The sequence below is a fragment of the Streptomyces sp. NPDC006208 genome (assembly GCF_040613775.1).
Taxonomy (GTDB): Bacteria; Actinomycetota; Actinomycetes; order Streptomycetales; family Streptomycetaceae; genus Streptomyces.
Genome location: NZ_JBEXSW010000039.1, coordinates 67,229 through 87,695, shown reverse-complemented (window position 1 = coordinate 87,695; position 20,467 = coordinate 67,229). Strand labels below are relative to the sequence as shown.

17 protein-coding genes are annotated in these 20,467 nt (G+C 70.2%); 12 read left to right on the top strand and 5 right to left on the bottom strand.

The features are described from left to right. Nucleotides 1–106: 106 nt before the first annotated feature. The 4 genes from ABZ208_RS28355 to ABZ208_RS28340 form a co-directional block, all read right to left on the bottom strand. Nucleotides 107–1,090, bottom strand: coding sequence for a carbohydrate kinase family protein (locus tag ABZ208_RS28355; RefSeq protein WP_328405395.1), 984 nt, complete (start codon nt 1,088–1,090; stop codon nt 107–109). Between the two features lie 34 nt (nt 1,091–1,124). After that, nucleotides 1,125–2,345 carry a methionine adenosyltransferase gene (gene metK, locus ABZ208_RS28350; RefSeq protein ID WP_356912289.1) on the bottom strand — a complete coding sequence of 407 codons (1,221 nt, stop codon included), beginning with the start codon at nt 2,343–2,345 and terminating at the stop codon, nt 1,125–1,127. Nucleotides 2,346–2,452: 107 nt separating this feature from the next. Further along, nucleotides 2,453–2,893, bottom strand: coding sequence for an SCP2 sterol-binding domain-containing protein (locus tag ABZ208_RS28345; protein ID WP_356912288.1), 441 nt, complete (start codon nt 2,891–2,893; stop codon nt 2,453–2,455). Continuing rightward, on the bottom strand, nt 2,890–4,149 hold the full coding sequence (locus tag ABZ208_RS28340; protein WP_356912287.1) for an NAD(P)-binding domain-containing protein: 1,260 nt from the start codon (nt 4,147–4,149) through the stop codon (nt 2,890–2,892). Before ABZ208_RS28340 ends, ABZ208_RS28345 begins: the two co-directional genes overlap by 4 nt. Before the next feature lie 257 nt (nt 4,150–4,406). Here ABZ208_RS28340 and ABZ208_RS28335 point away from each other — a divergent pair, with 257 nt between their 5' ends. From ABZ208_RS28335 to ABZ208_RS28295, 9 genes are all read left to right on the top strand, one after another. Then, nucleotides 4,407–4,904, top strand: a complete 498-nt coding sequence (locus tag ABZ208_RS28335) for a hypothetical protein (RefSeq protein ID WP_356912286.1) — start codon at nt 4,407–4,409, stop codon at nt 4,902–4,904. Next, nucleotides 4,901–6,520 carry a multicopper oxidase family protein gene (locus tag ABZ208_RS28330; protein WP_356912285.1) on the top strand — a complete coding sequence of 540 codons (1,620 nt, stop codon included), beginning with the start codon at nt 4,901–4,903 and terminating at the stop codon, nt 6,518–6,520. The genes ABZ208_RS28335 and ABZ208_RS28330 overlap by 4 nt, the downstream gene beginning before the upstream one ends. Before the next feature lie 167 nt (nt 6,521–6,687). Next, nucleotides 6,688–7,863, top strand: coding sequence for a nucleotide disphospho-sugar-binding domain-containing protein (locus ABZ208_RS28325; RefSeq protein WP_356912284.1), 1,176 nt, complete (start codon nt 6,688–6,690; stop codon nt 7,861–7,863). Beyond that, nucleotides 7,851–9,695 carry an asparagine synthase (glutamine-hydrolyzing) gene (gene asnB, locus ABZ208_RS28320; protein ID WP_356912283.1) on the top strand — a complete coding sequence of 615 codons (1,845 nt, stop codon included), beginning with the start codon at nt 7,851–7,853 and terminating at the stop codon, nt 9,693–9,695. Before ABZ208_RS28325 ends, asnB begins: the two co-directional genes overlap by 13 nt. Continuing rightward, complete coding sequence (locus ABZ208_RS28315) at nt 9,695–10,384, top strand: TenA family transcriptional regulator (RefSeq protein ID WP_356912282.1); 690 nt, start codon at nt 9,695–9,697, stop codon at nt 10,382–10,384. Before asnB ends, ABZ208_RS28315 begins: the two co-directional genes overlap by 1 nt. 38 nt (nt 10,385–10,422) lie before the next feature. Beyond that, nucleotides 10,423–11,625 (top strand): cytochrome P450, encoded by a 1,203-nt coding sequence (locus ABZ208_RS28310; RefSeq protein WP_356912281.1) that lies wholly within the window; start codon nt 10,423–10,425, stop codon nt 11,623–11,625. Between the two features lie 10 nt (nt 11,626–11,635). Then, on the top strand, nt 11,636–11,911 hold the full coding sequence (locus ABZ208_RS28305) for a ferredoxin (RefSeq protein WP_328393681.1): 276 nt from the start codon (nt 11,636–11,638) through the stop codon (nt 11,909–11,911). Continuing rightward, on the top strand, nt 11,908–14,037 hold the full coding sequence (locus ABZ208_RS28300) for an MMPL family transporter (RefSeq protein ID WP_356912280.1): 2,130 nt from the start codon (nt 11,908–11,910) through the stop codon (nt 14,035–14,037). The genes ABZ208_RS28305 and ABZ208_RS28300 overlap by 4 nt, the downstream gene beginning before the upstream one ends. A 146-nt stretch (nt 14,038–14,183) precedes the next feature. Continuing rightward, entirely contained in the window at nt 14,184–15,398 is a 1,215-nt protein-coding gene (locus ABZ208_RS28295; protein ID WP_356912279.1) for an FAD-dependent monooxygenase, read from the top strand. Nucleotides 15,399–15,458: 60 nt separating this feature from the next. On the opposite strand, the gene ABZ208_RS28290 is transcribed toward ABZ208_RS28295, so the two are convergent. Next, entirely contained in the window at nt 15,459–16,010 is a 552-nt protein-coding gene (locus tag ABZ208_RS28290; RefSeq protein ID WP_356912278.1) for a VOC family protein, read from the bottom strand. A 371-nt stretch (nt 16,011–16,381) separates the two neighbouring features. Here ABZ208_RS28290 and ABZ208_RS28285 point away from each other — a divergent pair, with 371 nt between their 5' ends. Genes ABZ208_RS28285 through ABZ208_RS28275 form a run of 3 tightly spaced genes read left to right on the top strand, consistent with a single transcriptional unit; the run spans nt 16,382 to nt 20,381 of the window. Then, nucleotides 16,382–17,785, top strand: coding sequence for a tryptophan 7-halogenase (locus tag ABZ208_RS28285; RefSeq protein WP_356912277.1), 1,404 nt, complete (start codon nt 16,382–16,384; stop codon nt 17,783–17,785). Then, nucleotides 17,782–19,365, top strand: coding sequence for a peptide MFS transporter (locus ABZ208_RS28280; protein ID WP_356912276.1), 1,584 nt, complete (start codon nt 17,782–17,784; stop codon nt 19,363–19,365). The genes ABZ208_RS28285 and ABZ208_RS28280 overlap by 4 nt, the downstream gene beginning before the upstream one ends. Continuing rightward, on the top strand, nt 19,362–20,381 hold the full coding sequence (locus ABZ208_RS28275) for a methyltransferase (protein WP_356912275.1): 1,020 nt from the start codon (nt 19,362–19,364) through the stop codon (nt 20,379–20,381). The genes ABZ208_RS28280 and ABZ208_RS28275 overlap by 4 nt, the downstream gene beginning before the upstream one ends. Nucleotides 20,382–20,467 lie beyond the last annotated feature (86 nt).

Sequence of the window (20,467 nt, the reverse complement as noted above, 5' to 3'; positions counted from 1 at the left end):
TCCTCCAGCGTCGGATCCTGCGCCTGAAGCATCGTGCCCATCGCACCGTCCGCCACCACCACACGGGTGGCCAGCGCCTCACGCAGAGCTTCGATCCGGGTCCCGGTCATGTCGCTGCCGTCACGTACGGGGCCAGTTCGGCCGTCGGCCCTTCGCCGTAGGCGCCGCGGACGCGCTCCAGCAGATCGGAGCCGTTCAGCTCCTCCGGCTGGGTGCCCGTGGTCTCCAGCACGGTGGTGGCGAGCGCACTGCCCAGCTGAGCGGCACGCTCCAGGCCGAGATTCCAGGCGGTCGCCGCCAGGAATCCGGCTCGGAACGCGTCGCCTGCTCCGGTGGGTTCGATCGTCCCGGCAGGCGCGACGGCAGGGACGTCGACGGGCCGCAGGCCCGCTCGTTCCACATGGACCCCGTCCGCGCCCCGGGTGGTCACCCAGGTGCCCACCCGGCCCAGGATCTGCTGTTCGGTCCAGCCGGTCTTCTCCTGGATGAGCACACTCTCGTACTCGTTGGTGAACAGATAGGCCGGCCGGTCGAGCAGGGCGCGCACGTCGTCGCGGCCCATGCGGGCGAGTTGCTGCGAGGGGTCGGCGACGATCGGGATACCGAGGTCCGCGCATTCGAGGGTGTGGCGCACCATCGCCTCGGGATCGTTCGGCGAGATCACCACCAGATCGAGCCCGCCCGCCCGTTCGTGCACGGGCCGCAGCTCGATGTGGCGGGCCTCGCTCATCGCTCCGGTGTAGAAGGAGCCGATCTGGTTGTGGTCGTCGTCGGTCGTGCACATGAAGCGGGCAGTATGCAGCGACTCGCTGACGCGCACGGATTCGGTGTCGACACCGTTCTCCTTCAGCCAGACCTGGTAGTCGGCGAAATCCGTGCCCACCGCACCCACGAGGTAGGGGGCGAGGCCCAGCCGGCCGAGGCCGAAGGCGATGTTCGCTGCCACGCCGCCGCGGCGGATCTCGAGTTCCTCGACAAGGAAGGAGAGTGACACCTTGTCGAGGCTGCCGGCGATGAGCTGCTCGGTGAACCGGCCGGGGAAGACCATCAGGTGGTCGGTTGCGATCGAACCAGTTACGGCTATGCGCACTTCGGTCACTGCTCCTTCGTCGGTCCGGCTGCCGTCAGTCGGCGATGGCTGCCTGACGCAGCTTCTCGGCGCGGTCGGTGGTCTCCCAGGTGAACTCGGGGAGGTTCCGGCCGAAGTGGCCGTACGCCGCGGTCCGGGAGTAGATCGGCCGCAGCAGGTCGAGGTCGCGGATGATCGCGGCCGGGCGCAGGTCGAACACCTGGTTGATGGCCGACTGGATACGCGGGACCGGCACGGTCTCGGTGCCGAAGGTCTCCACGAACAGACCCACGGGCTCGGCCTTGCCGATCGCGTACGCGATCTGGACCTCGCAGCGGGCGGCGAGACCGGCGGCCACCACGTTCTTGGCGACCCAGCGCATGGCGTAGGCGGCCGAGCGGTCCACCTTGGACGGGTCCTTGCCGGAGAACGCGCCGCCGCCGTGGCGGGCCATGCCGCCGTAGGTGTCGATGATGATCTTGCGGCCGGTGAGGCCGGCGTCGCCCATCGGGCCGCCGATCTCGAAGCGGCCGGTCGGGTTCACCAGCAGGCGGTAGCCCTCGGTGGGCAGATGTACACCGTCCTCGGCGAGCTGCTGCAGCACGGGCCGCACCACGCAGTCGCGGATGTCGGGGATGAGCAGCGAGTCCAGGTCGATGCCCGGAGCGTGCTGGGAGGAAACGACGACGGTGTCGAGCCGGACGGCCTTCTCACCGTCGTACTCGATGGTGACCTGGGTCTTTCCGTCGGGGCGCAGATACGGGACGGTGCCGTTCTTGCGGACCTCGGACAGCCGCAGGGCGAGCCGGTGGGCGAGGGTGATGGGCAGCGGCATGAGTTCGGGAGTGTCGTCGCACGCGTAGCCGAACATCAGGCCCTGGTCGCCGGCGCCCTGCTGGTCGAGCTCGTCGACACCGTCACCGGCGCCCTCGACGCGCTGTTCGTAGGCGGTGTCGACACCCTGGGCGATGTCGGGCGACTGGGCGCCGATGGAGACCGAGACGCCGCAGGACGCGCCGTCGAAGCCCTTCGCCGACGAGTCGTAGCCGATCTTGAGCACGGTCTCGCGGACCAGGCTCTGGATCTCGGCGTATCCCTGGGTGGTGACCTCACCGGCCACATGGACCTGGCCGGTGGTGATCAGCGTCTCGACCGCGACCCTGGACTTCGGGTCCTGGGTGAGCAGCGCGTCGAGGATCGCGTCGCTGATCTGGTCGGCGATCTTGTCGGGGTGACCCTCGGTGACGGACTCCGAGGTGAACAGACGAAGGGACACGGAACCTCCAGGGTGCGGCACGCAGTTGCCGGGCTTGTCCTTCCGGGCAGACTGCGCGGGACGGCTGCAGGAGGGCTCAAAGCCGGCTAAACGGCGGGCGCCGGCCGTCAGTGAGCGCTCGGGGGCGTGCTGCGGGAGCCGAACCATTCGATCCAGTTCATGGCGAAGAAGACATCGCCCGAGATCTTGAGCCGGCCGTTGACGAAGGCGTCGGTGCCCCTGAGTTCGCCGATGGCGAGGGCGACGAGATCCTGGACGTCGAGACCGATGGTGGCGTCCGCGGGGCGATCGGCGGCGACGGTGGCGGTGCAGCTGCCGGCGTCGACCACGATGTAGCGGTGACGTACGCCGAGGGGGGTGTTGACGGCGTAGTGGAAGATGCCGGACTGCCCGCCTGCCCGTTCGGGGCGGAAGCAGGCACGGAACCATTCGAAGACGAGCTCCAGCACCCGGTCGATGTCGTCGGGCGCGTTGCCGCCGGCGGTGGCGCCGCCGCTTTCGGCGAGCTGCTTGAGCCGGCGGTAGCGGGCGTCGGCCGGGGACGTCATGACGCGTCGCCCCCGGTGCGGGGAGCCGGCACGGTCGCCGTCGTGTGCTCGATGAGGACGGAGGCGTCCTTGTCCCCGTCGCCCGCCGCGACCACGGCGGCGAAGCCCGCCCGGACGGTGTCGAGTACGGGCATGGTGACACCGGTCGCCACCGCGTCGTCGATGGCCAGGCGCAGGTCCTTCTCCATCAGCGTGGAGCGGAAGAAGGCGGGCTCGTAGGTGCCCTTGCGCATCAGTTCGGCGCGGAAGCGCATGACGAGGGAGCTGAATCCGCTGCCCGCGACGGCTGCGAGCAGCCGGTCGCGGTCGAGTCCGGCCCGCACGCCGTAGGCGACCGCCTCGGAGAGCGAGGCGACCTGGGCTCCGAGCAGCAGATTGAAGATCAGCTTGAGCGTGGCCGCGGTGCCGGGGGCGCCGAGGTGCAGCACCTCGGACCCGATCGCGTCGAGGATGTCCGCGACCTCGGCCGCGTCCTGCTCGGCGCCGCTGGTGTAGACGCGCAACTTGCCTTCGCGGGCCTGGAACGGGTTGCCGACGACGCAGGCCTCGACGCGGCGCAGTCCGGCATCGGCCAGCCGGGCGGCGGCCTTGCGCGCGTACTCCGGGGAGACGGTGGAGGTGTCGACCACGATGCTGCCGGGTGCGAGGACGGGCACGATCTGCCCGAACAGGACGTCGTCCACGGCTGCTTCGTCGCTGAGGCTGAGCACGACGACGGACTGGCCGCGAGCCGCTTCGGCGGGACCGGCCGCCGCGGTGGCACCGGCGTCCACCAGTGGGCGGGCCTTCGCCTCGGTGCGGTTGTGGACGGTGAGGCGGTGCCCCGCGTCGAGCAGCGCGTGGGCCATGCCGCCGCCCATGTTGCCGAGCCCGACGAACGCCAGGGCGCGCTTGTCCACGGCCGTCCCCGGGGCGGCGGTGGTGATGCTGTGGGGCCGGGGTGCGGGCGGGATGTCGTACACCGTCTGCGTGGTGATCATCTCGCCGTGGGTGCGGTACTTGCCCAGCCGGCGGCGGTGTTCGACATGGGCAGGGCTGAGCTCGAAGGTGCGGAACGAGGCCTCGTCGGCCCAGTCGGTGACCACGTAGTAGACGCTGCGGTCGCCCTCTGTCGTACGGGACAGGGTCTGGCCGCGGTTGGCGGGCTGCCGTGCGATCGCCGACCCCACCTCCCACCAGGTCTTCTCGAAAGCGTCCTGGGTCCCGGGCTGGATCTCCATCCGCAGGATCACGCGGAAGAGCGGGGTCTCGGCCATCGGTCAGCCTCCAAGGCGTCGGCAGGGATGCCCCCGCACGTTCTCCGCTCTCGCTCGACGGCCGATCGAGGACCGGTCCGGCCCGCCGGGCGCCGGTCGGCTCCACCCGGCCGGCAGCCAGGTCGCGCCATCCGACCGGAACCGGCCATGGCAAGGTCCGGTCCCCGCCATTCCGCGTCCGGGCGCTTACCGCTCAAGTTCCACTCGAGTCTCGGCTGTCACCGTCGGACTGTGTCGTCGACCAGGAGGAGTTCCCCATGAGCCAGCCACCAGACGTCCGCCCTGCGGACGCCGCGGATCCCGGGGAGCGGGATCCGCGGCGTCCGCGGACGCGCTCGCCCCGGAGGCGGCCGGCGGACGGCCCGCCAGCGGTGCGCAAGGTGCGGCGCTGGCCGCTGATCCTGCTGCGCTGCATCATGACCACATTTCTCCTGCTCACCCTCGTGCAGCCGGTCCTGGCCGGGATGTTCATCACCGGGGACGTGGATCTGCTGACCCTGCACGAGATCAACGCGCACACCATCAGCTTCCTGAGCTGGCTGCTGGTGATCAATACCGTGCTGCTGTGGCGGCCGGGGCGCGGGCCCCTGTGGCCGCTCGCCGTCGCCGTGCTCGTCGCCTTCCTGGTGCAGCTGCAGAGCGGCTCCGGCTTCTCCCGCAATCTCGGCCTGCACATCCCGCTCGGGGTCGCGCTGGTTGCCGGGGCCACGGCCCTGACGTACTGGGCGTTCGCCTCCCGCGGTGGCCGCCGATGAACGCGAGGCGTATCCCGTCGGCACCGTTGTCCCGGCGGAGGCTGCTGGCCCTGGCGGGCGGCGCGGGCGCGGCGGCCGCGATCGGCGTCGCGGGCTGCGGCAGTCTGTCCCGTGAGGTGTCCGGAGAGCTCCTCGCCAGCCGCTCACGGCTGCCGGAGCCGTTCCGGGTGCCGCTGCCGGTGCCGCGGACGGCCGTGCCGGTGCGTACGGAGCGCGGGGTCGACCATTACGAACTGGTGCAGCGTGCCGCCGAACTGGAGATCCTGCCGGGTCTGAGGACCGAGGTGTGGGGGTACGACGGCAGTTTTCCCGGCACCACACTGGTGGGCCGGTCGGGCCGGCAGATGGTCGTGACCGTGCGCAACGAGCTGCCCGTGCCGACCTCGACGCATCTGCACGGTGGCATCCAGGCGCCCGGGTCGGACGGCTATCCGACGGATCTCGTGCTTCCCAAGGGGTACCGGCACGATCCCGCGTCCAGGGGCAAGCAGGGCCACGCAGGCCATGGGGGCGGCATGCACGTCGCCGCGGCCGACTGGAAGCTGTCGCAGGGCGCCAAGGACTACACGTATCCGCTCGATCAGCCCGCGGCCACGCTCTGGTACCACGACCACCGGATGGACTTCAGTGCGCCGCAGGTGTGGCGCGGGCTGGCCGGGATGTTCCTGGTGCGGGACGACGAGGAGGAGGCACTGAACCTCCCGTCCGGCGAGCGGGACATCCCGCTGATGATCTGCGACCGGGCGTTCGAGGAGGACGGCGCGCTGCGCTATCCGTCCGTCGACCCCTCGCTGACCGGGGCGCCGGGCGTCGAGGACGCCTACATGGAAGGCGTCATGGGCGATGTGACGCTGGTCAACGGCGCGCCCTGGCCCGAGCTGGAGGTGGATGCGGCCCGCTACCGCTTCCGGATCCTGAACGCCTCCAATGCGCGCCGCTACCGGCTCGCCCTGGAGCCCGGTCCGCGGGAGGGAGCGTCCTTCGTGCAGGTCGGCAGTGACGCGGGGCTGCTGGGCGCACCGCGCGCGCACGAGGCGCTGCCTGTCGCCCCGGCCGAACGCTTCGACGTGGTCGTCGACTTCGCCGCATATCCGGTGGGGTCCACGGTCACGCTGGTGAACACCCTCGACGAGGGCGGGATGCGCCGGGTGATGCGGTTCCGGGTCGCCCGGCCGGCGAAGGACGACAGCAGGGTGCCGCGGAAGCTCGCGGACGTGGAGGCGCTGCGGGCGGCGTCGGCGGTGGCCGAGCGGCGGTTCGACTTCCGGCAGACGAACGCCGGGGACGGCACGGCGGTGTGGACGGTGAACGGAAAGCCGTTCCGTTCCGATGCCTTCGCCGCCCGGCCGCGGCTCGGGACCGTGGAGCGCTGGCGGTTCAGCAGCGACTTCCACCACCCGGTGCATCTGCACCTGGCGCACTTCCAGGTCGTGGCGCGCAGCGGGAAGGCGCCGCTGGCGACGGATGCGGGCTGGAAGGACACCGTGGACGTCCGGCCGTTCGAGGTGGTCGATGTGCTGGCCCGCTTCTCGGGCCACCGCGGCCGGTACATGTTCCACTGCCACAACCTCGAGCACGAGGACATGGCCATGATGGCCAACTTCCAGGTGGTGTGAGGGTGTTCGAGCCCCCGGGACACCGCCCGTCCGCGGTCCGGCGCGCTTCTAGCGGGCCGCGACCACTGCAATAGCCGACTGCGCCACCGTCGGCGCATCGCGGACCTCGCCCGATCAGCCATGACAGGGCAGGACGCAACCGGCACTGAGAGGGGTTGGGGCGAGCCATGCGCGTACTGTTCACGACCTGGGCCTGGCCATCGCATCTGTATGCGCTGGTGCCGATGGCATGGGCATTCCGGGCCGCGGGCCATGACGTGCTGGTCGCAAGCCAGCCGGCCCTGTACGAGGAGACCGTGCGGACCGGCCTGCCGGCCGTGTCGGTCGGCAGGGACGTCGACGCGGTGGGGATGGTACGCGGGTACGTCCTGCCCACGGCGAACGACCCGGCCGACGGCGGCGGGCAGGCCCCGCGCAGCGGCAAGGGCCCGCGTGCGATGCAGATGTTCTACGCACACGCCGACTCGATGACCGACGAGCTGGCCCAGCTGGCGCGCGACTGGCGCGCGGACGCCGTGATGTTCGAACCGACCGCCCTCGCGGGTCCACTGGCTGCTGCCGCGGCGGGCGTACCCGCCGTGCGTGTGCTGTACGGCACCGATCTGATGGCGCGGGCCCGCGGTCTGCTGCCGCAGGTGCTGGCGCCGCTGGCGGAGCGCAACGGGGTCGGTGAGTTCGACCCGTTCGGTCTGCTGACCGTCGATCCGTGCCCGGACGACTTCCAGGTGGCGGTCGACCATCCCCGCCTTGCCATGCGGTACATCCCCTTCAACGGCCCCGGCGGGCCGCTCCATCCCCCGCTCGGCCCGCCGGGGACCGCCGGCCGGCGCATCGTGGTGACCTGGGGTCACACGATGGCGCGGCTCGCGCCGGAGCGGTTCCTGGCCGGTGAGGTGGCGCGCGCGCTGGCCGCACCCGGCACCGAGGTGGTGCTCGCGGTCACCGTCGGCCAGGCGGCGCTCCTGGGCGACCTGCCCGGCGAGGTCCGGATCGTCGAGGACACGCCGCTGCATCTGCTCGTCGACGGTGCCGATCTGGTCGTCGCGCACGGCGGCGCAGGCACGGTGCTGACCTCGCTGCGGGCCGGCGTTCCGCTGCTGCTGGTGCCCCAGCTCCCTGACCACCTCGGCCACTCGGGCCGGGTGCTGGCGACCGGGGCGGGCGAGGTCCTCACCCGGGACGAGGCGACGCCGGAGCGGCTGCGCGCCGAGGCCGACAAGCTCATCGGCGGCGCGGCCCACCGGGCCGCTGCGAACAAGCTGCGTGAGCAGATGCTGGGTCTGCCGTCCCCTGCCGAACTGGTCGCCGAGATCGAGTCGAGGGTGGTCGCATGTGCGGGATAGCGGGATGGGTCGACTTCGAACGGGGCCTCGCCGAAGAGGCTTCGACGGTACGGGCGATGGTGGCCACGCTCGCCAATCGCGGCCCGGACGACGAAGCGGTGTGGACCGACGCGCGTGCCGCTCTCGGTCACCGCAGGCTGGCCGTCATCGATGTGGACGGCAGCCCGCAGCCGATGGTCGCCGAGGAGGGCGGCCGGACGCTCGCGGTGCTCGTGCACAACGGCGAGATCTACAACTACCGTGAGTTGCGGTCGCAGTTGGAGTCGCTGGGGCACCGGTTCCGGACGGCCGGCGACACCGAGGTCGTGCTGCGCGCCTACCTCGAGTGGGGTGAGCGCTGCGCGGAGCGGCTGGACGGCATGTTCGCCTTCGCCGTCTGGGACCCGCGGGACGGGAAGCTGGTGCTCGTCCGTGACCGGCTGGGCATCAAGCCGCTGTACTACGCCGGGGCCGGCCGCGGTCTGGTGTTCGGCTCCGAGCCCAAGGCGCTGCTGGCGCATCCGTCGGTCGAATGCGTGGTCGACGCCGAGGGCATGGCGGAGCTGCTGGCGTACATCGCCACGCCGGGCCATGCCGTCTACCGCGGGATGCGGGAGGTGCCGGCCGGCCATGTGACGGTGGTCCGTGACGGCTCGGTCACCGAGTCGCGGTACTGGACCCTGCCCCACCACGAGCACCCGGACGATCTCGCCACGACGATCGAAACGGTGCGGGGCCTGCTGCAGGAGTCGGTGGCGAGTCATCTGGTCTCCGACGTCCCGCTGTGCACCCTGCTGTCCGGCGGCGTCGACTCCAGCGCGATCGCGGCGTTCGCCGCGATGTCGGGCAGTGAGCGGCCGAAGACCTTCGCGGTGGACTTCGAGGGGCACACCGAGCGGTTCCGCAAGGACTTCTGGCACGAGGACCCGGATGCGCCGTACGCGGCCGAGGTCGCCCGCCATGTCGGCACCGACCACGAGCCGGTGGTGCTGCGCACCTCCGATCTCGCCGACCCGGTCGTCGACGCCGCGGCCCTGCGCGCCCAGGATCTGCCGCGCCCGATCCCCGACATGGACCGGTCGCTGTATCTGCTGCTGCGTGCGGTGCGCCAGCGCTCCACGGTCGCGCTGATGGGCGAGGTCGCCGACGAACTCTTCGGCGGCTACCAGTCGTTCCGCGACCCGACGCTCGTGGACACCGCGAACTTCCCCTGGGTCACGATGGGTCTGCGGGTCGCGCCGCACGGCATGAGCACCGGTCTGCTGGACCCCGGCTTCCTGAAGAAGATCGATGTGCCGGGCTATTCGGCGCAGCGGTACGCGGAGACGGTCGCCGAAGTCCCCCGCGTACCGGGCGAGTCGGGCCAGGAGCACACCATGCGGGTGGTCGGCCATGCGCATCTGTCGCGCTGGCTGCCGCTGCTGCTGTCGCGCGACGACCGCCTCAGCATGGCGGTGGGCCTGGAGCTGCGGGTGCCGTACTGCGACCACCGGCTGGTCGAGTACGTCTACAACATCCCGTGGGCCATGAAGACCGCCGACGGCCGGGAGAAGAGCGTGCTGCGCTCCGCGGTGGCCGATCTCCTGCCGGCATCGGTCACACAGCGCCGCAAGAGCCCCTTCCCGATCACGCAGGACCCCCGCTACGGCGATGTGCTGCGTGCCCGGTTCAACGCCGTGGCCGGTGACCCGTCGAGCCCGGTGCGGCCGCTGCTGGACGGCGCGGCGTGCACGGAGCTCGCCAAGGAGGACCGGCCCATCGCCGTGGACGGCTGGGGTGAGCGCCGCAACGTGGAGATGGTGCTCCAACTCGACGCCTGGCTGCGGCACTACCGCGTACGACTCGACCTCTGATGGCGACGGGAAGGGACATCATGCTGCAGGAAGAGCTGAAGGAGCTCGCCGCACCGATCCTGGACAAGGTCACGGCGCATCCCTTCTGGAGCGGTCTGCGGGACGGTTCTCTGCCGGGCGAGTCGCTGGCGCACTTCGTCCACCAGGACACCGCCCATCTGCTGCCGGCCTACGCCCGCTCGCTCGCCCGCACGGCCGCCGCCGCCCGCAGCGACCGCTGCACCGCGCTCCTCGGGCGGTCGATCACCGGGTCGCTGGAGGCGCGCGACAAGCTGCGTGAGGCGTACGGGAATCTGGCGCCCGAGCTCGGCGCCCCGCAGCTGGACCCGGAGGCGGCCGCCGATCCGGCGACGCACGCCCACTGCTCGTTCTTCCAGGCGGCGTCGGCGACATCGTTCGCCGCCGGGTTCGGGGCGCTGCTGCCGATGGTGTGGTTCAACTTCCAGGTTTCCAACCATCTGCTGGAGCACCACACGCCCGGCTCGCACTATGCGAAATGGATCGAGATCTACCACCCGGGCGAGGGATACGGCTACGCGGTGAAGGGCTTCATGGCCGCCGCCGACCGGCTCGGCGAGGAGCTCTCGGGTGCCGAACGTGCCGAGCTCGTGGACCACTTCGCCGTCAGCACCCGTTACGAGTGGGCCTTCGCCGAAGGCGCCTGGTCCAGGCCGTCCTGGCCGCTGTGACGACGTACCGCACTACACACTGATCGGAAGGGACCGTTGTGAGCACCCACACCCCGCCCAGGTATCCGTTCGCGTGGACCCCGCCCATGCAGGTCCCCGAAGCGCTGCGCGATGTGCACGAGACATCGGCGATGGAAGTGACCCTGCCGAGCGGGGACGTCGCCACGCTGGTGACCCGTTACAAGGACGTACGGGCGCTGTTCGCGGACAAGCGGCTCTCGCGCAACATCGCACGGCCTGACTGCGCGCGGATCTCCAAGGACAACGACCTGTTCATGGACCCGAACATCGACCCGGACCCGCCGGAGCACACGCGGGTGCGCTCCCTGGTCACCAAGGCGTTCACCGCCCGCCGTATCGAGGCCCTGCGTCCGTATGTCCAGCAGGTCGCCGACGAGCTGCTGGACGCCATGGAGGCCTCCGAGCAGCCGGTCGAGCTGAACGAGGCGTTCGCCTTCCCGCTGCCGATCATGGTGATCTGCAAGCTGCTCGGTGTGCCGGCGGAGGACCGCGACCGGTTCCGCGGCTATGTCGACGGCTTCCTCTCGGTGACCAAGATGCCGCCGGAGGAGGTCGGCAAGTGCCGCCAGAACCTGTGGAAGTACCTCGGCGACCTGATCGAGTCCAAGCGGGAGAACCCCGGCGACGACCTGGTCAGCGAGCTGATCCGGGTCCGCGACGACGAGGACGACAGCCGGCTCAACGAGCACGAGCTGCACTTCTGGACGCAGGGTCTGCTGATCGCCGGGTACGTCACCACGGCCAGCCAGATCGGCACCGGTACGGCGGTGCTGCTGCACCACCCGGAGTTCGTGCGGGCGATCCAGGCGGACTGGTCGCTGGTGCCGTCGACCGTCGAGGAGCTGCTGCGTACGCAGATCATGGGCTCGTCGGTGGGCACGATGCGGTATGCGATCGACGACATCCCGCTGTCGGACGGTTCGGTCATCAAGAAGGGCACCAGCGTCCTGCTCTCCGAGGAGGGCGCGAACATGGACGCGGAGGTCTTCGACTGCCCCTTCGAGCTGGACATCCGCCGCAAGGAGAACCACCACATGACCTTCGGCGCCGGTCTGCACTACTGCGTGGGTGCGGCGCTGGCCCGGATGGAGCTCCAGGTCGCCACGGAGTCGCTGCTGCGCCGCTTCCCGGACATCCGGCTCGCGGTCCCGGCCGAGGAGATGCCGCGTGCGCTGGGCGGGTTCATGGAGGGCTTCACCGAGATCCCCGTCGAGTGGTGAGGAGAGCCCCATGCGTGTGACGGCCAACTCCGAGACGTGCGCGGTGAGCAGTCTGTGCGTCTACCGCGTGCCGGGGGTCTTCGACCAGGACGAGGACGGGCTTGTGCTGGTCCTCGACGAGTCGCCGGCCGAGGCGCTGCACGAGGAGATCCGTCGGGCGGCGCGTGGCTGCCCGACGAAGTCCATCCGCGTGATCGAGGAGACGGCGGCCGGAGCGCCGGCCGCCGGGGAGCGGCCTTCCGGCTCTGCCGTGAAGACCGGGGACAGAGCAGGAGAGGCCAGATGAAGCGGCTGGCGACCCTACCGGGCGGGCGACGGGCCAAGTGGTTCGTCCTCGCCGCCTGGTTGATTCTCGCGATGGCCCTGGGGCCGCTGGCGGGCAAGGTGGCGGACGTCGAGGACAACGACGCCAACGCCTATCTGCCCGGCAACGCGGAAGCGGCCGTGGTGAACGACCGGCTGGAGGAGTTCCACACCGACGAGGTGCTGCCGGCGGTCGTCGTCTATGTCCGCGACGGCGGCATCACGGCGGCCGACCGGGCCGCGGCGGAGGAGGACCGCAAGGAGCTGGCGCCGCTGGTGCCGGACGGTGCGATCGACGCGCCGGCGGCGTCCGAGGACGGCAAGGCGCTGCTGCTGACCGTCCCGGTGCCGTACAGCGAAGAGTTCTCCGAGGTGCTGAAGAAGACGCGGGAGGTCGCCGACGCGAACGCGCCGGCCGATCTCCAGGTCAAGGTGGCGGGTCCTGCCGGTGCGCTCCAGGACACCATCGACGTCTTCGACGAGCTGGACGGCACGCTGCTGATCGGCAGTGCGATCGTGGTCGCCCTGCTCCTGCTGCTCATCTACCGCAGTCCGGTGCTGTGGCTGGTGCCGCTGATCGCGGTGGGCTTCGCCTCGGTGCTGTCGCAGGTGATCACCTATGCGGGCGGCAAGCTCGCCGATCTGCCCGTGGACGGCCAGAGTTCGGGTCTGCTGACCGTCCTGGTGTTCGGTGTGGGAACGGACTACGCCCTGTTGCTGATCGCCCGCTACCGCGAGGAGCTGACCCGCCACGAGGACCGGCATGCCGCGATGCAGATCGCGCTGCGCCGCTCCGGCCCGGCGATCCTGGCCTCCGCGGGGACCATCGTCATCGGGCTGCTGTGTCTGCTCCTGGCGGACCTCAACTCCTCGCAGTCCCTGGGCTGGGTGGGCGCCGCGGGTGTGCTGTGCGGTTTCCTCGCCATGGTCACGGTGCTGCCGGCGCTGCTGGTCATCCTGGGACGCTGGATCTTCTGGCCGTTCGTGCCGAAGTTCGGGCAGTCCCAGCGGGCCGAGCACGGTGGCTGGGCCCGTATCGGCGCGGCGGTGGCGAAGCGTCCGCGGCTGTCCTGGGTGACGGCGACGCTGGTGATGGGTGCGCTGGCGCTCGGCGCGACGGGTATCGGCTTCGGTCTGACCCAGTCGGAGATGTACACCAGCACGCCGGACTCGGTGGCGGGTCAGCGGCTGGTGGCCGCCCACTACCCGGGTGGCTCGTCCGCGCCGGCGGATGTGATCGCCAAGGCCTCTGCCGAACAGCAGGTCGTCGACGCCGTCGGCGCGGTGAGCGGCGTGGCCGAGGTGCAGCAGGTGAAGTACTCGCGCGACCGCGGGCTGGTGCAGGTGCCCGTTGTGCTCGAGGACGACCCCGACACCCCCGCCGCCGAGCGGACCGTCAACCGGCTGCGGGACGCGGTGCACCGCGTCGAGGGCGCGGACGCCAAGGTCGGCGGAGCGACTGCCAGTGCGCTCGACACCCAGCGGGCCGTCTCGCGGGACAGCAGGCTTGTCATCCCGGTCGTGCTTGCCGTGGTGCTGCTGGTGCTGATCGCCTTGCTGCGGGCGGTGGTTGCGCCGGTGGTGCTGCTCGCGACCGTGGTGCTGTCGTACTTCGGCGCGCTCGGCGCAAGCAATCTGCTGTTCGAGCATGTATTCGACTGGGCTGGGGTACATCACTCCCTGCCACTGCTCGGCTTCGTCTTCCTCGTGGCACTGGGTATCGACTACAACATCTTCCTGATGACCAGGGTCCGTGAGGAGGTCGGTCTGCTGGGCCACGAGAAGGGCGTGCAGTCCGGTCTGGCCAGCACCGGGGCGGTGATCACCAGCGCGGGTCTCGTACTGGCGGCCACCTTCTCGATCCTTGTTTCGCTTCCCCTGGTGACGATGGCCGAACTGGGCATACTGGTGGGCCTGGGCGTCCTCCTGGACACTTTCCTGGTGCGCACCGTCCTCGTACCGGCACTCTCGCTGGACATCGGCAAACGTATGTGGTGGCCCGGCGCTCTGCATCGCGCTCTGCGCGACAACGCTCCGCCCCTATCAGGGGAATCTCAGGGTTCCGTCGCCGAGAACTCTCACCCGCAGGGGGAAAACATCTCTCTCTGAGCGCGCAACCAGACCGACCTGTTCTCCCGTTGTGGGGAGGACGGGCTTCCGGCCCCTGGCCCCGGCTTGCGCCCGGGCCAGGGGCCACACGACCGAAACAGCTGTCGCACACGAAGCACACGAACGCACAGGAAGCGAGACTGAGCATGGGCAACACAGCAGCGGCGGGGGCACGGAAGGCCGTGCTGATCGGCTGCGGAATCGCGGGCCCGGTACTGGCCATGTTCCTGCAGCGCATCGGCGTGACCGCCGTGATCTACGAAGGGAGCAGCGTGCCCCGCGACGAGGCCGGCGCGTTCCTCAATCTGGCCCCCAACGGGATGGCCGTGCTGGACACCCTCGGCATCCGCGAAGAGGTGGAGAAGTACGGCACCCAGACCACCAGCACCGCCTTCCTCAACCACAAGGGCAAGCAGCTGGGCCTGAACCCGGCCGAGACCCTGCTGATCAAGCGGGGTCTGCTCAACAAGGCACTGCGCGAGGCGGCCGTCGCCCGCGGTGTGCAGATCGAGTTCGACAAGTTCTTCGAGAGCGTGGAGCACACCGCGGACGGCATCGTGGCCCGCTTCAAGGACGGTTCGAGCGCCGAGGGCGACTTCCTGGTCGGCTGCGACGGCATCCACTCCAAGACCCGATACACGGTGCTGCCCGACGCTCCGCACCCCCAGTACACCGGCGTCGTCGGCACCGCCGGCTACACCCGCAGCGACCAGGCGGCGCCGGCGGACGGTGTGATGCGGATGTCGTTCTGCCTCGAGGGCTTCTTCGGCTATCAGACCACGTCGTCCGGCGAGATCTACTGGTTCGAGAACTTTCACCAGGCCAAGGAGCCCGGGCGCGGCGAGCTGGAGCGGATCCCGCACGAGGAGTGGAAGCCGAAGCTGCTCGCCAAGCACCGCCGGGACCACCACCCGGTCTCGGCCATCATCGAGTCCACCGAGAGCGGCATCCTCGGATACCCCATCTACGACATGCTGTCGATCCCGAAGTGGCACAAGGACCTGGTCTGCCTGGTCGGGGACGCGGCTCACGCCACGTCGCCGCACGTGGGTCAGGGCGTTTCGATGGCGATGGAGGACTCGATCGTGCTGGCCAAGTGCCTGCGCGACCTGGACACTCCGCAGCAGGCGTTCGCCGCCTTCCAGTCGATCCGCAAGGACCGGGTGGAGAAGATCATCAAGGAGGGCCGCAGGACCGGTAACCAGAAGGCCGCGTCGAACGGCTTCCAGCGTGGCGTGCGCGACCTGGTGCTGCCCTTCTTCCTCAAGCTCGGCGTCAAGGCCACCGAGCCGGTCTATTCCTACCGTGTCAGCTGGGACGAGGCGATCACGCCGGCCTCCCTCGCCGCCGCAACGCGCTGAGGCACGCGCCCCTTTCGGGGCGCGTGCCTCGGTGCACCACCGTCCGAGCGGGCCTTCCCGTCAGCTCTCGGTGTGCGTGGAAATCTGGATCAGATTGCCCTCAGGGTCGGCCACATAGGCCGAACGCTCACCCCACGGCTGATCCTTGGGGGCCATCAGGACCCTCGCCCCTGCCCTCTTCGCCCTGGCGAAGAGGGCATCCACGTTCGGGGTGAGCACAACGACCTCGGACTGGTGCATCCGTGACCTGCCGATGCTCGTGATCCCGGTCGCCTGCTTCACGTTGTCGTACGTGGTCATGGTGATGTAGTAGTCCGGACCCAGCCGGACCGTGCCGAACACCGCCGCGCCCGTCTCCGGAAGGCGGAACAGCACCTCGAACCCCAGCGCGTCCCGGTAGAAGTTCAGCAGCTTGTTGACGTCGGTCGTGTAGAGCGTCGTCTGGCCGTACCGGGTCTGCACCGTCGGCGACGGCGCGGACGTGGCCGTCGCCGTGGGCCGGTGCTTGGTGGTATCGGCCCCTGCCGTGCTGCCGGCGGCCACGAGGCCCACGGCCAGCAGTGCGGACGCCGTCGTGCCCGCCGCCCACAACCGGACGGTACGTGCAGCCATCTGGCTCTCCCTTGCTCGATGGAACGCGATGTACGCGATGGATTCCGGCCATCACTCAGCCAGATCTCGGCAGGGTCTCGCTCGCGAAGCACTCAAGAGCCCTCCCCGACACACCGCGCAGCTCCCCTTTCCGCGCGCGAGGCGTCGGCCGGAACGGCGGCGGCCGACGGGAACCGGACATTCGCGGCCCTCCGCGGCCCTCCGCGGTTTACCGGGCACGCCGGGCCGGCGGCGGACGCGGGGCGCGGCGCGCACGGAGCGGCGCCGGAGCCTGCGTCGAGTTCGTCTCCAGCGCTCCTCCGGCGGCCGGGTGCACGGTCGAGCGGACGGTCAGACCCCGTTTCGCGAGCTCCGGAGGATTGGAGAAATACATGCGTGGTTCCACCCAGATCCTCGTCATCGGGGGAGGGCCCGCGGGCTCCACCGCCGCCGGCCTGCTGGCCAAGGACGGCTTCGAGGTCACACTGCTGGAGCGCGACGAGTTCCCCCGCTATCACATCGGCGAATCGATCCTGCCCTCCTGCCGGCCGATCCTGGAGATGCTCGGCGTCTGGGACAAGGTGGAGGCACACGGCTTCCAGCCCAAGGGCGGCGCCTACTTCTTCTGGGGCCCCGAGGAGTGGGAGGTCGTGTTCAACAACCTCGGTGACGACGGCGCCAACGCCTGGCAGGTCGTGCGCTCCGAGTTCGACGACATTCTGCTGCGTCACGCCGCCTCGCTCGGCGTCGAGGTCGTGGAGAACATCACCGTCAAGGAGCTCGAGTTCGAGGGCGACCGACCCGTGGCGGCGCTGTGGACCGGTACCAAGAACGCGAGCCTGAGCGGCCGTATCTCCTTCGACTATGTCATCGACGCCTCGGGCCGTGGCGGTGTGTTCGCCGCCAAGCACCTGAAAAACCGTCAGTACCACGAGATCTTCCGCAATGTCGGCGCCTGGTCCTACTGGAAGAACGTCAAGCCGCTCGACCGCGGGCCCGACGGAGCCATCGCCGTCATCTCCTCGGAGGACGGGTGGTTCTGGAACATTCCGCTGCACAACGGCACCACCAGCGTCGGTCTGGTCACCGGGCGGGACATCTTCAACGAGAAGAAGAACGCGCTCGGCGGCATCCAGGAGGTCTACGACAAGGCCATCTCCGAGACCCCGCACATCAAGCGCCTCCTCGAAGGCGCCGAGCAGGTCTCCGGGATGAAGGTCGAGCAGGACTACTCGTACACCGCCGAGAGCTTCTGCGGCCCCGGCTACCTGCTCAGCGGCGACGCGGCCTGCTTCCTCGACCCGCTGCTGTCCACCGGTGTCCACCTGGCCACCTACAGCGCCATGCTGGCGGCTGCGAGCATCTCCAGCGTGCTGCGCGGCGAGGTGACGGAGAAGGAGGCCTGGGAGTTCTACAACACGGTCTACCGGCACTCCTACGAGCGGCTGCTGGTGCTGGTCTCCGTGTTCTACGAGAGCTACCGCGGCAAGGAGCACCACTTCTACAACGCGCAGAAGCTCACCAGCGACCAGCGCGAAGGCCTCAGCATCCAGGACGCGTTCGACCGCATCGTCACCGGAATCGCCGATCTCGACGACGCACAGGACGTCTACTCGCGGGTGCACGCCCACCTCAACGGCGCGGAGAGCGGCGACCCCAACCCGCTCGCCAACCTCAACAAGGTGCACGAGCAGAAGCAGGCCCCGATGAGCCCCGAGAACGCCGTCAGCGGCCTCTACCTTGCCTTCCGCCCCCGTCTGCACCTGGCGCGTACGGAGGGAGAGCCCACCACATGAGCACCGCACGCGCTGAACGGGGCCCCGGCACCGGGGCCCCGGGTACCGGCCAGGGCGGGGCCGGCACCGGCTCCGTCAGAACCTGGCCGGCCTGGTACCGCACGCTCTTCATGAGTGATGTGTGGGAGCGTTTCGGCTTCTTCGGGATGCAGGCCATCCTCGTCCTGTTCGCCGTCGCTCCGCGCTCCGAGGGCGGCCTGGGACTCGCGAAGGCCGATGCCGCGGCGCTGTTCGGCGCGTGGATCGGGCTCGCCTTCATGCTCTGTCTGCCCGGTGGCTGGGTGGCCGACCGGCTGCTCGGCCCCCGGCGCACCCTCCTGATGGGCGCCGTTGTCACCACCGTCGGCCACTTCGCGCTGGCCGCCCCGTGGCTGTGGAGCACTCCGCTGGGTCTGGTCCTGCTCGCGGTGGGCCTCGGCCTGTACAAGCCGAACCATCAGGCAATGCTCAATCTGATGTTCGGCAAGGACAGCGGCCGCCGTGAGGCGGGTATCTCGCTGATGTACGTCGGCATCCAGGTCAGCGCCCTGCTCTCGCCGCTGATCGCCGGCTTCCTCGGCGAGCGGGTCGACTGGCGGCTCGGCTTCGCGGCCTCCGGAACGGCGATGCTCCTCGGCACCGTCCAGCTGTTCCTCAGCCGGCACCAGTTCAAGGACGTCGGGGCGCGGCCGGGCCGGCCGCTCGGCGCGGAGGAGTCCCGGCGTGCCTACCGCCGGATCGGTGTCACCGCGGCCGTGGTGCTCCTGGTGGTCACCGGAGGTGTGGCATCGGGCGGCCTGGGGCCGGCCGGCGCCATCGGCCTGGTCGGCACCGTGAGCATCCTCGCGCCGGTCCTCGCCTACACGGTGCTGTACCGCAGCAAGGAGCTGACGGTTTCGGACCGCAGAAGGCTGCGGTCCTTCCTCTGGATCTTCCTCGGATCGACACTGTTCTGGTCGATGATCGCCCAGGACGGCTCGTCGCTCACCCTGTTCGCCAAGGAGTCGACGGATCGCCACATCCTGGGCTTCGACGTGCCCGTGAGCTGGCTCCAGTCGGCGACCCCGCTGTTCATCCTGGTCCTGGCGCCGGTGTTCGCATGGGCGCTGCTGAAGCACGGCGGCGGGCGCGGCGGTGTGCCGGTCAAGTTCGCCACCGGGCTCGGTCTCACCGGGGTCAGCTTCCTGATCATGGCACTGGCCGCGAGCCTGGCCTCGGGAGACCAGAAGGTCTCCCCGGTGTGGCTGCTGGTCGTCTATCTGATGCACGCATGCGGCGAGTTGATCGTCGCAGCGGTCGGTATCGCGGCCGTGGCCGACGTACTGCCGCGGAAGTTCATCGCGCACATGCTGGGTCTGCTCTGGCTGTTCGCCGCACTTGGCGGCGGCGCGGGCAGTGGCATGGTCCGGCTCATCGACGTCATCCCCGAACCGCTCTACTACCTGATGCTCGCGGTCATGGCCCTGGCGGCCGGCGGCGCGCTGGCGCTGCGCAGGGATGCCGTGGTGCGGGGCCTTGCGGGCGACGCGGAGCAGCCGGGTGCGGTCGAGGACGGCAGCGGCCCCGACGAAACCACGCTCAAGGAGGACAGTCCGGCATGACCACGATCAATCCGGCGACCGACCCCAAGGATCCGGCCGGCATCGGCCAGTTGGGACTGGGGTTCGCCTCGGCCAAGCTGCTGCTGACCGCCCTGGAGCTGGGCGTGTTCACCACCCTTTCCGACACCGCGGACCGCGAGGCGGGGGTGGAGGAGCTGCGGGCAGCCCTCGGGCTGCATCCGCGGGCCGCCACCGACTTCTTCGACGCGCTGGTCGCGCTCGGGCTGCTGGAGCGCAGCTCGGGCCGGTACCGCAACAGCGAGGCGGCCGAGCGGTATCTGGTCCGCGGCGAGAACTACGCGGGCGGCTTCCTCGAGGGCGCCAATTTCGTGCTGTACCCGGCGTGGGGGCGGCTCACCCAGGCGCTGCGCACCGGCGCCCCGCAGGCCGAGGGCGACTTCGAGGCGATGCTGAGCGACCCGGCCGCGCAGCGGGTGTTCCTGACCATGCAGGACTCGCTGAGCGCGCCGCTGGTGCCGTATCTGCTCGGGTCCCAGGAGTGGAGCGGCTGGAACACGCTGACCGACGTCGGCGGTGCGCGCGGCAATCTGGCCGGGCTGCTGCTGCGCGCCCAGCCGCATCTGACCGGGCGGGTCTTCGACCGGCCGCAGAACGCCGGGCCGTGCGCCGAGCACGCGCAGACGCTCGGGGTGGCGGACCGGCTGTCGTTCACCGGCGGGGACTTCTTCAGCGACGAGCTGCCCGAGGCCGACGTGATCGTGATCGGGCATGTGCTGGCCGACTTCTCGCTCGAGCAGCGCAAGCTGCTGATCGAGAAGGCGTACCGGGCGGTGCGGCCGGGCGGTGCGCTGCTGGTCTACGACCCGATGCCCGGCGACAAGCCGGACCTGGCCAGCCTGGTGGCGAGCCTGCACATGCTGGTGATGACGCCGGCGGGGGCGGGGTACCACCCGGGTGACTGCGGGCAGTGGATGCGGGTGGCGGGCTTCACGGGCATCGCCGAGCACGAACTCCCGCTGGGAAACACATTGGTGACGGGTCGTAAACCACGCTGACCTGCGCGAGAGGCGGGGCTGGTGCCGGTGGCGCGGGGTGCTGCGCCACCGGTGCGCGCCGCTTGGCGGGCCGAGCCGGGCCCGGC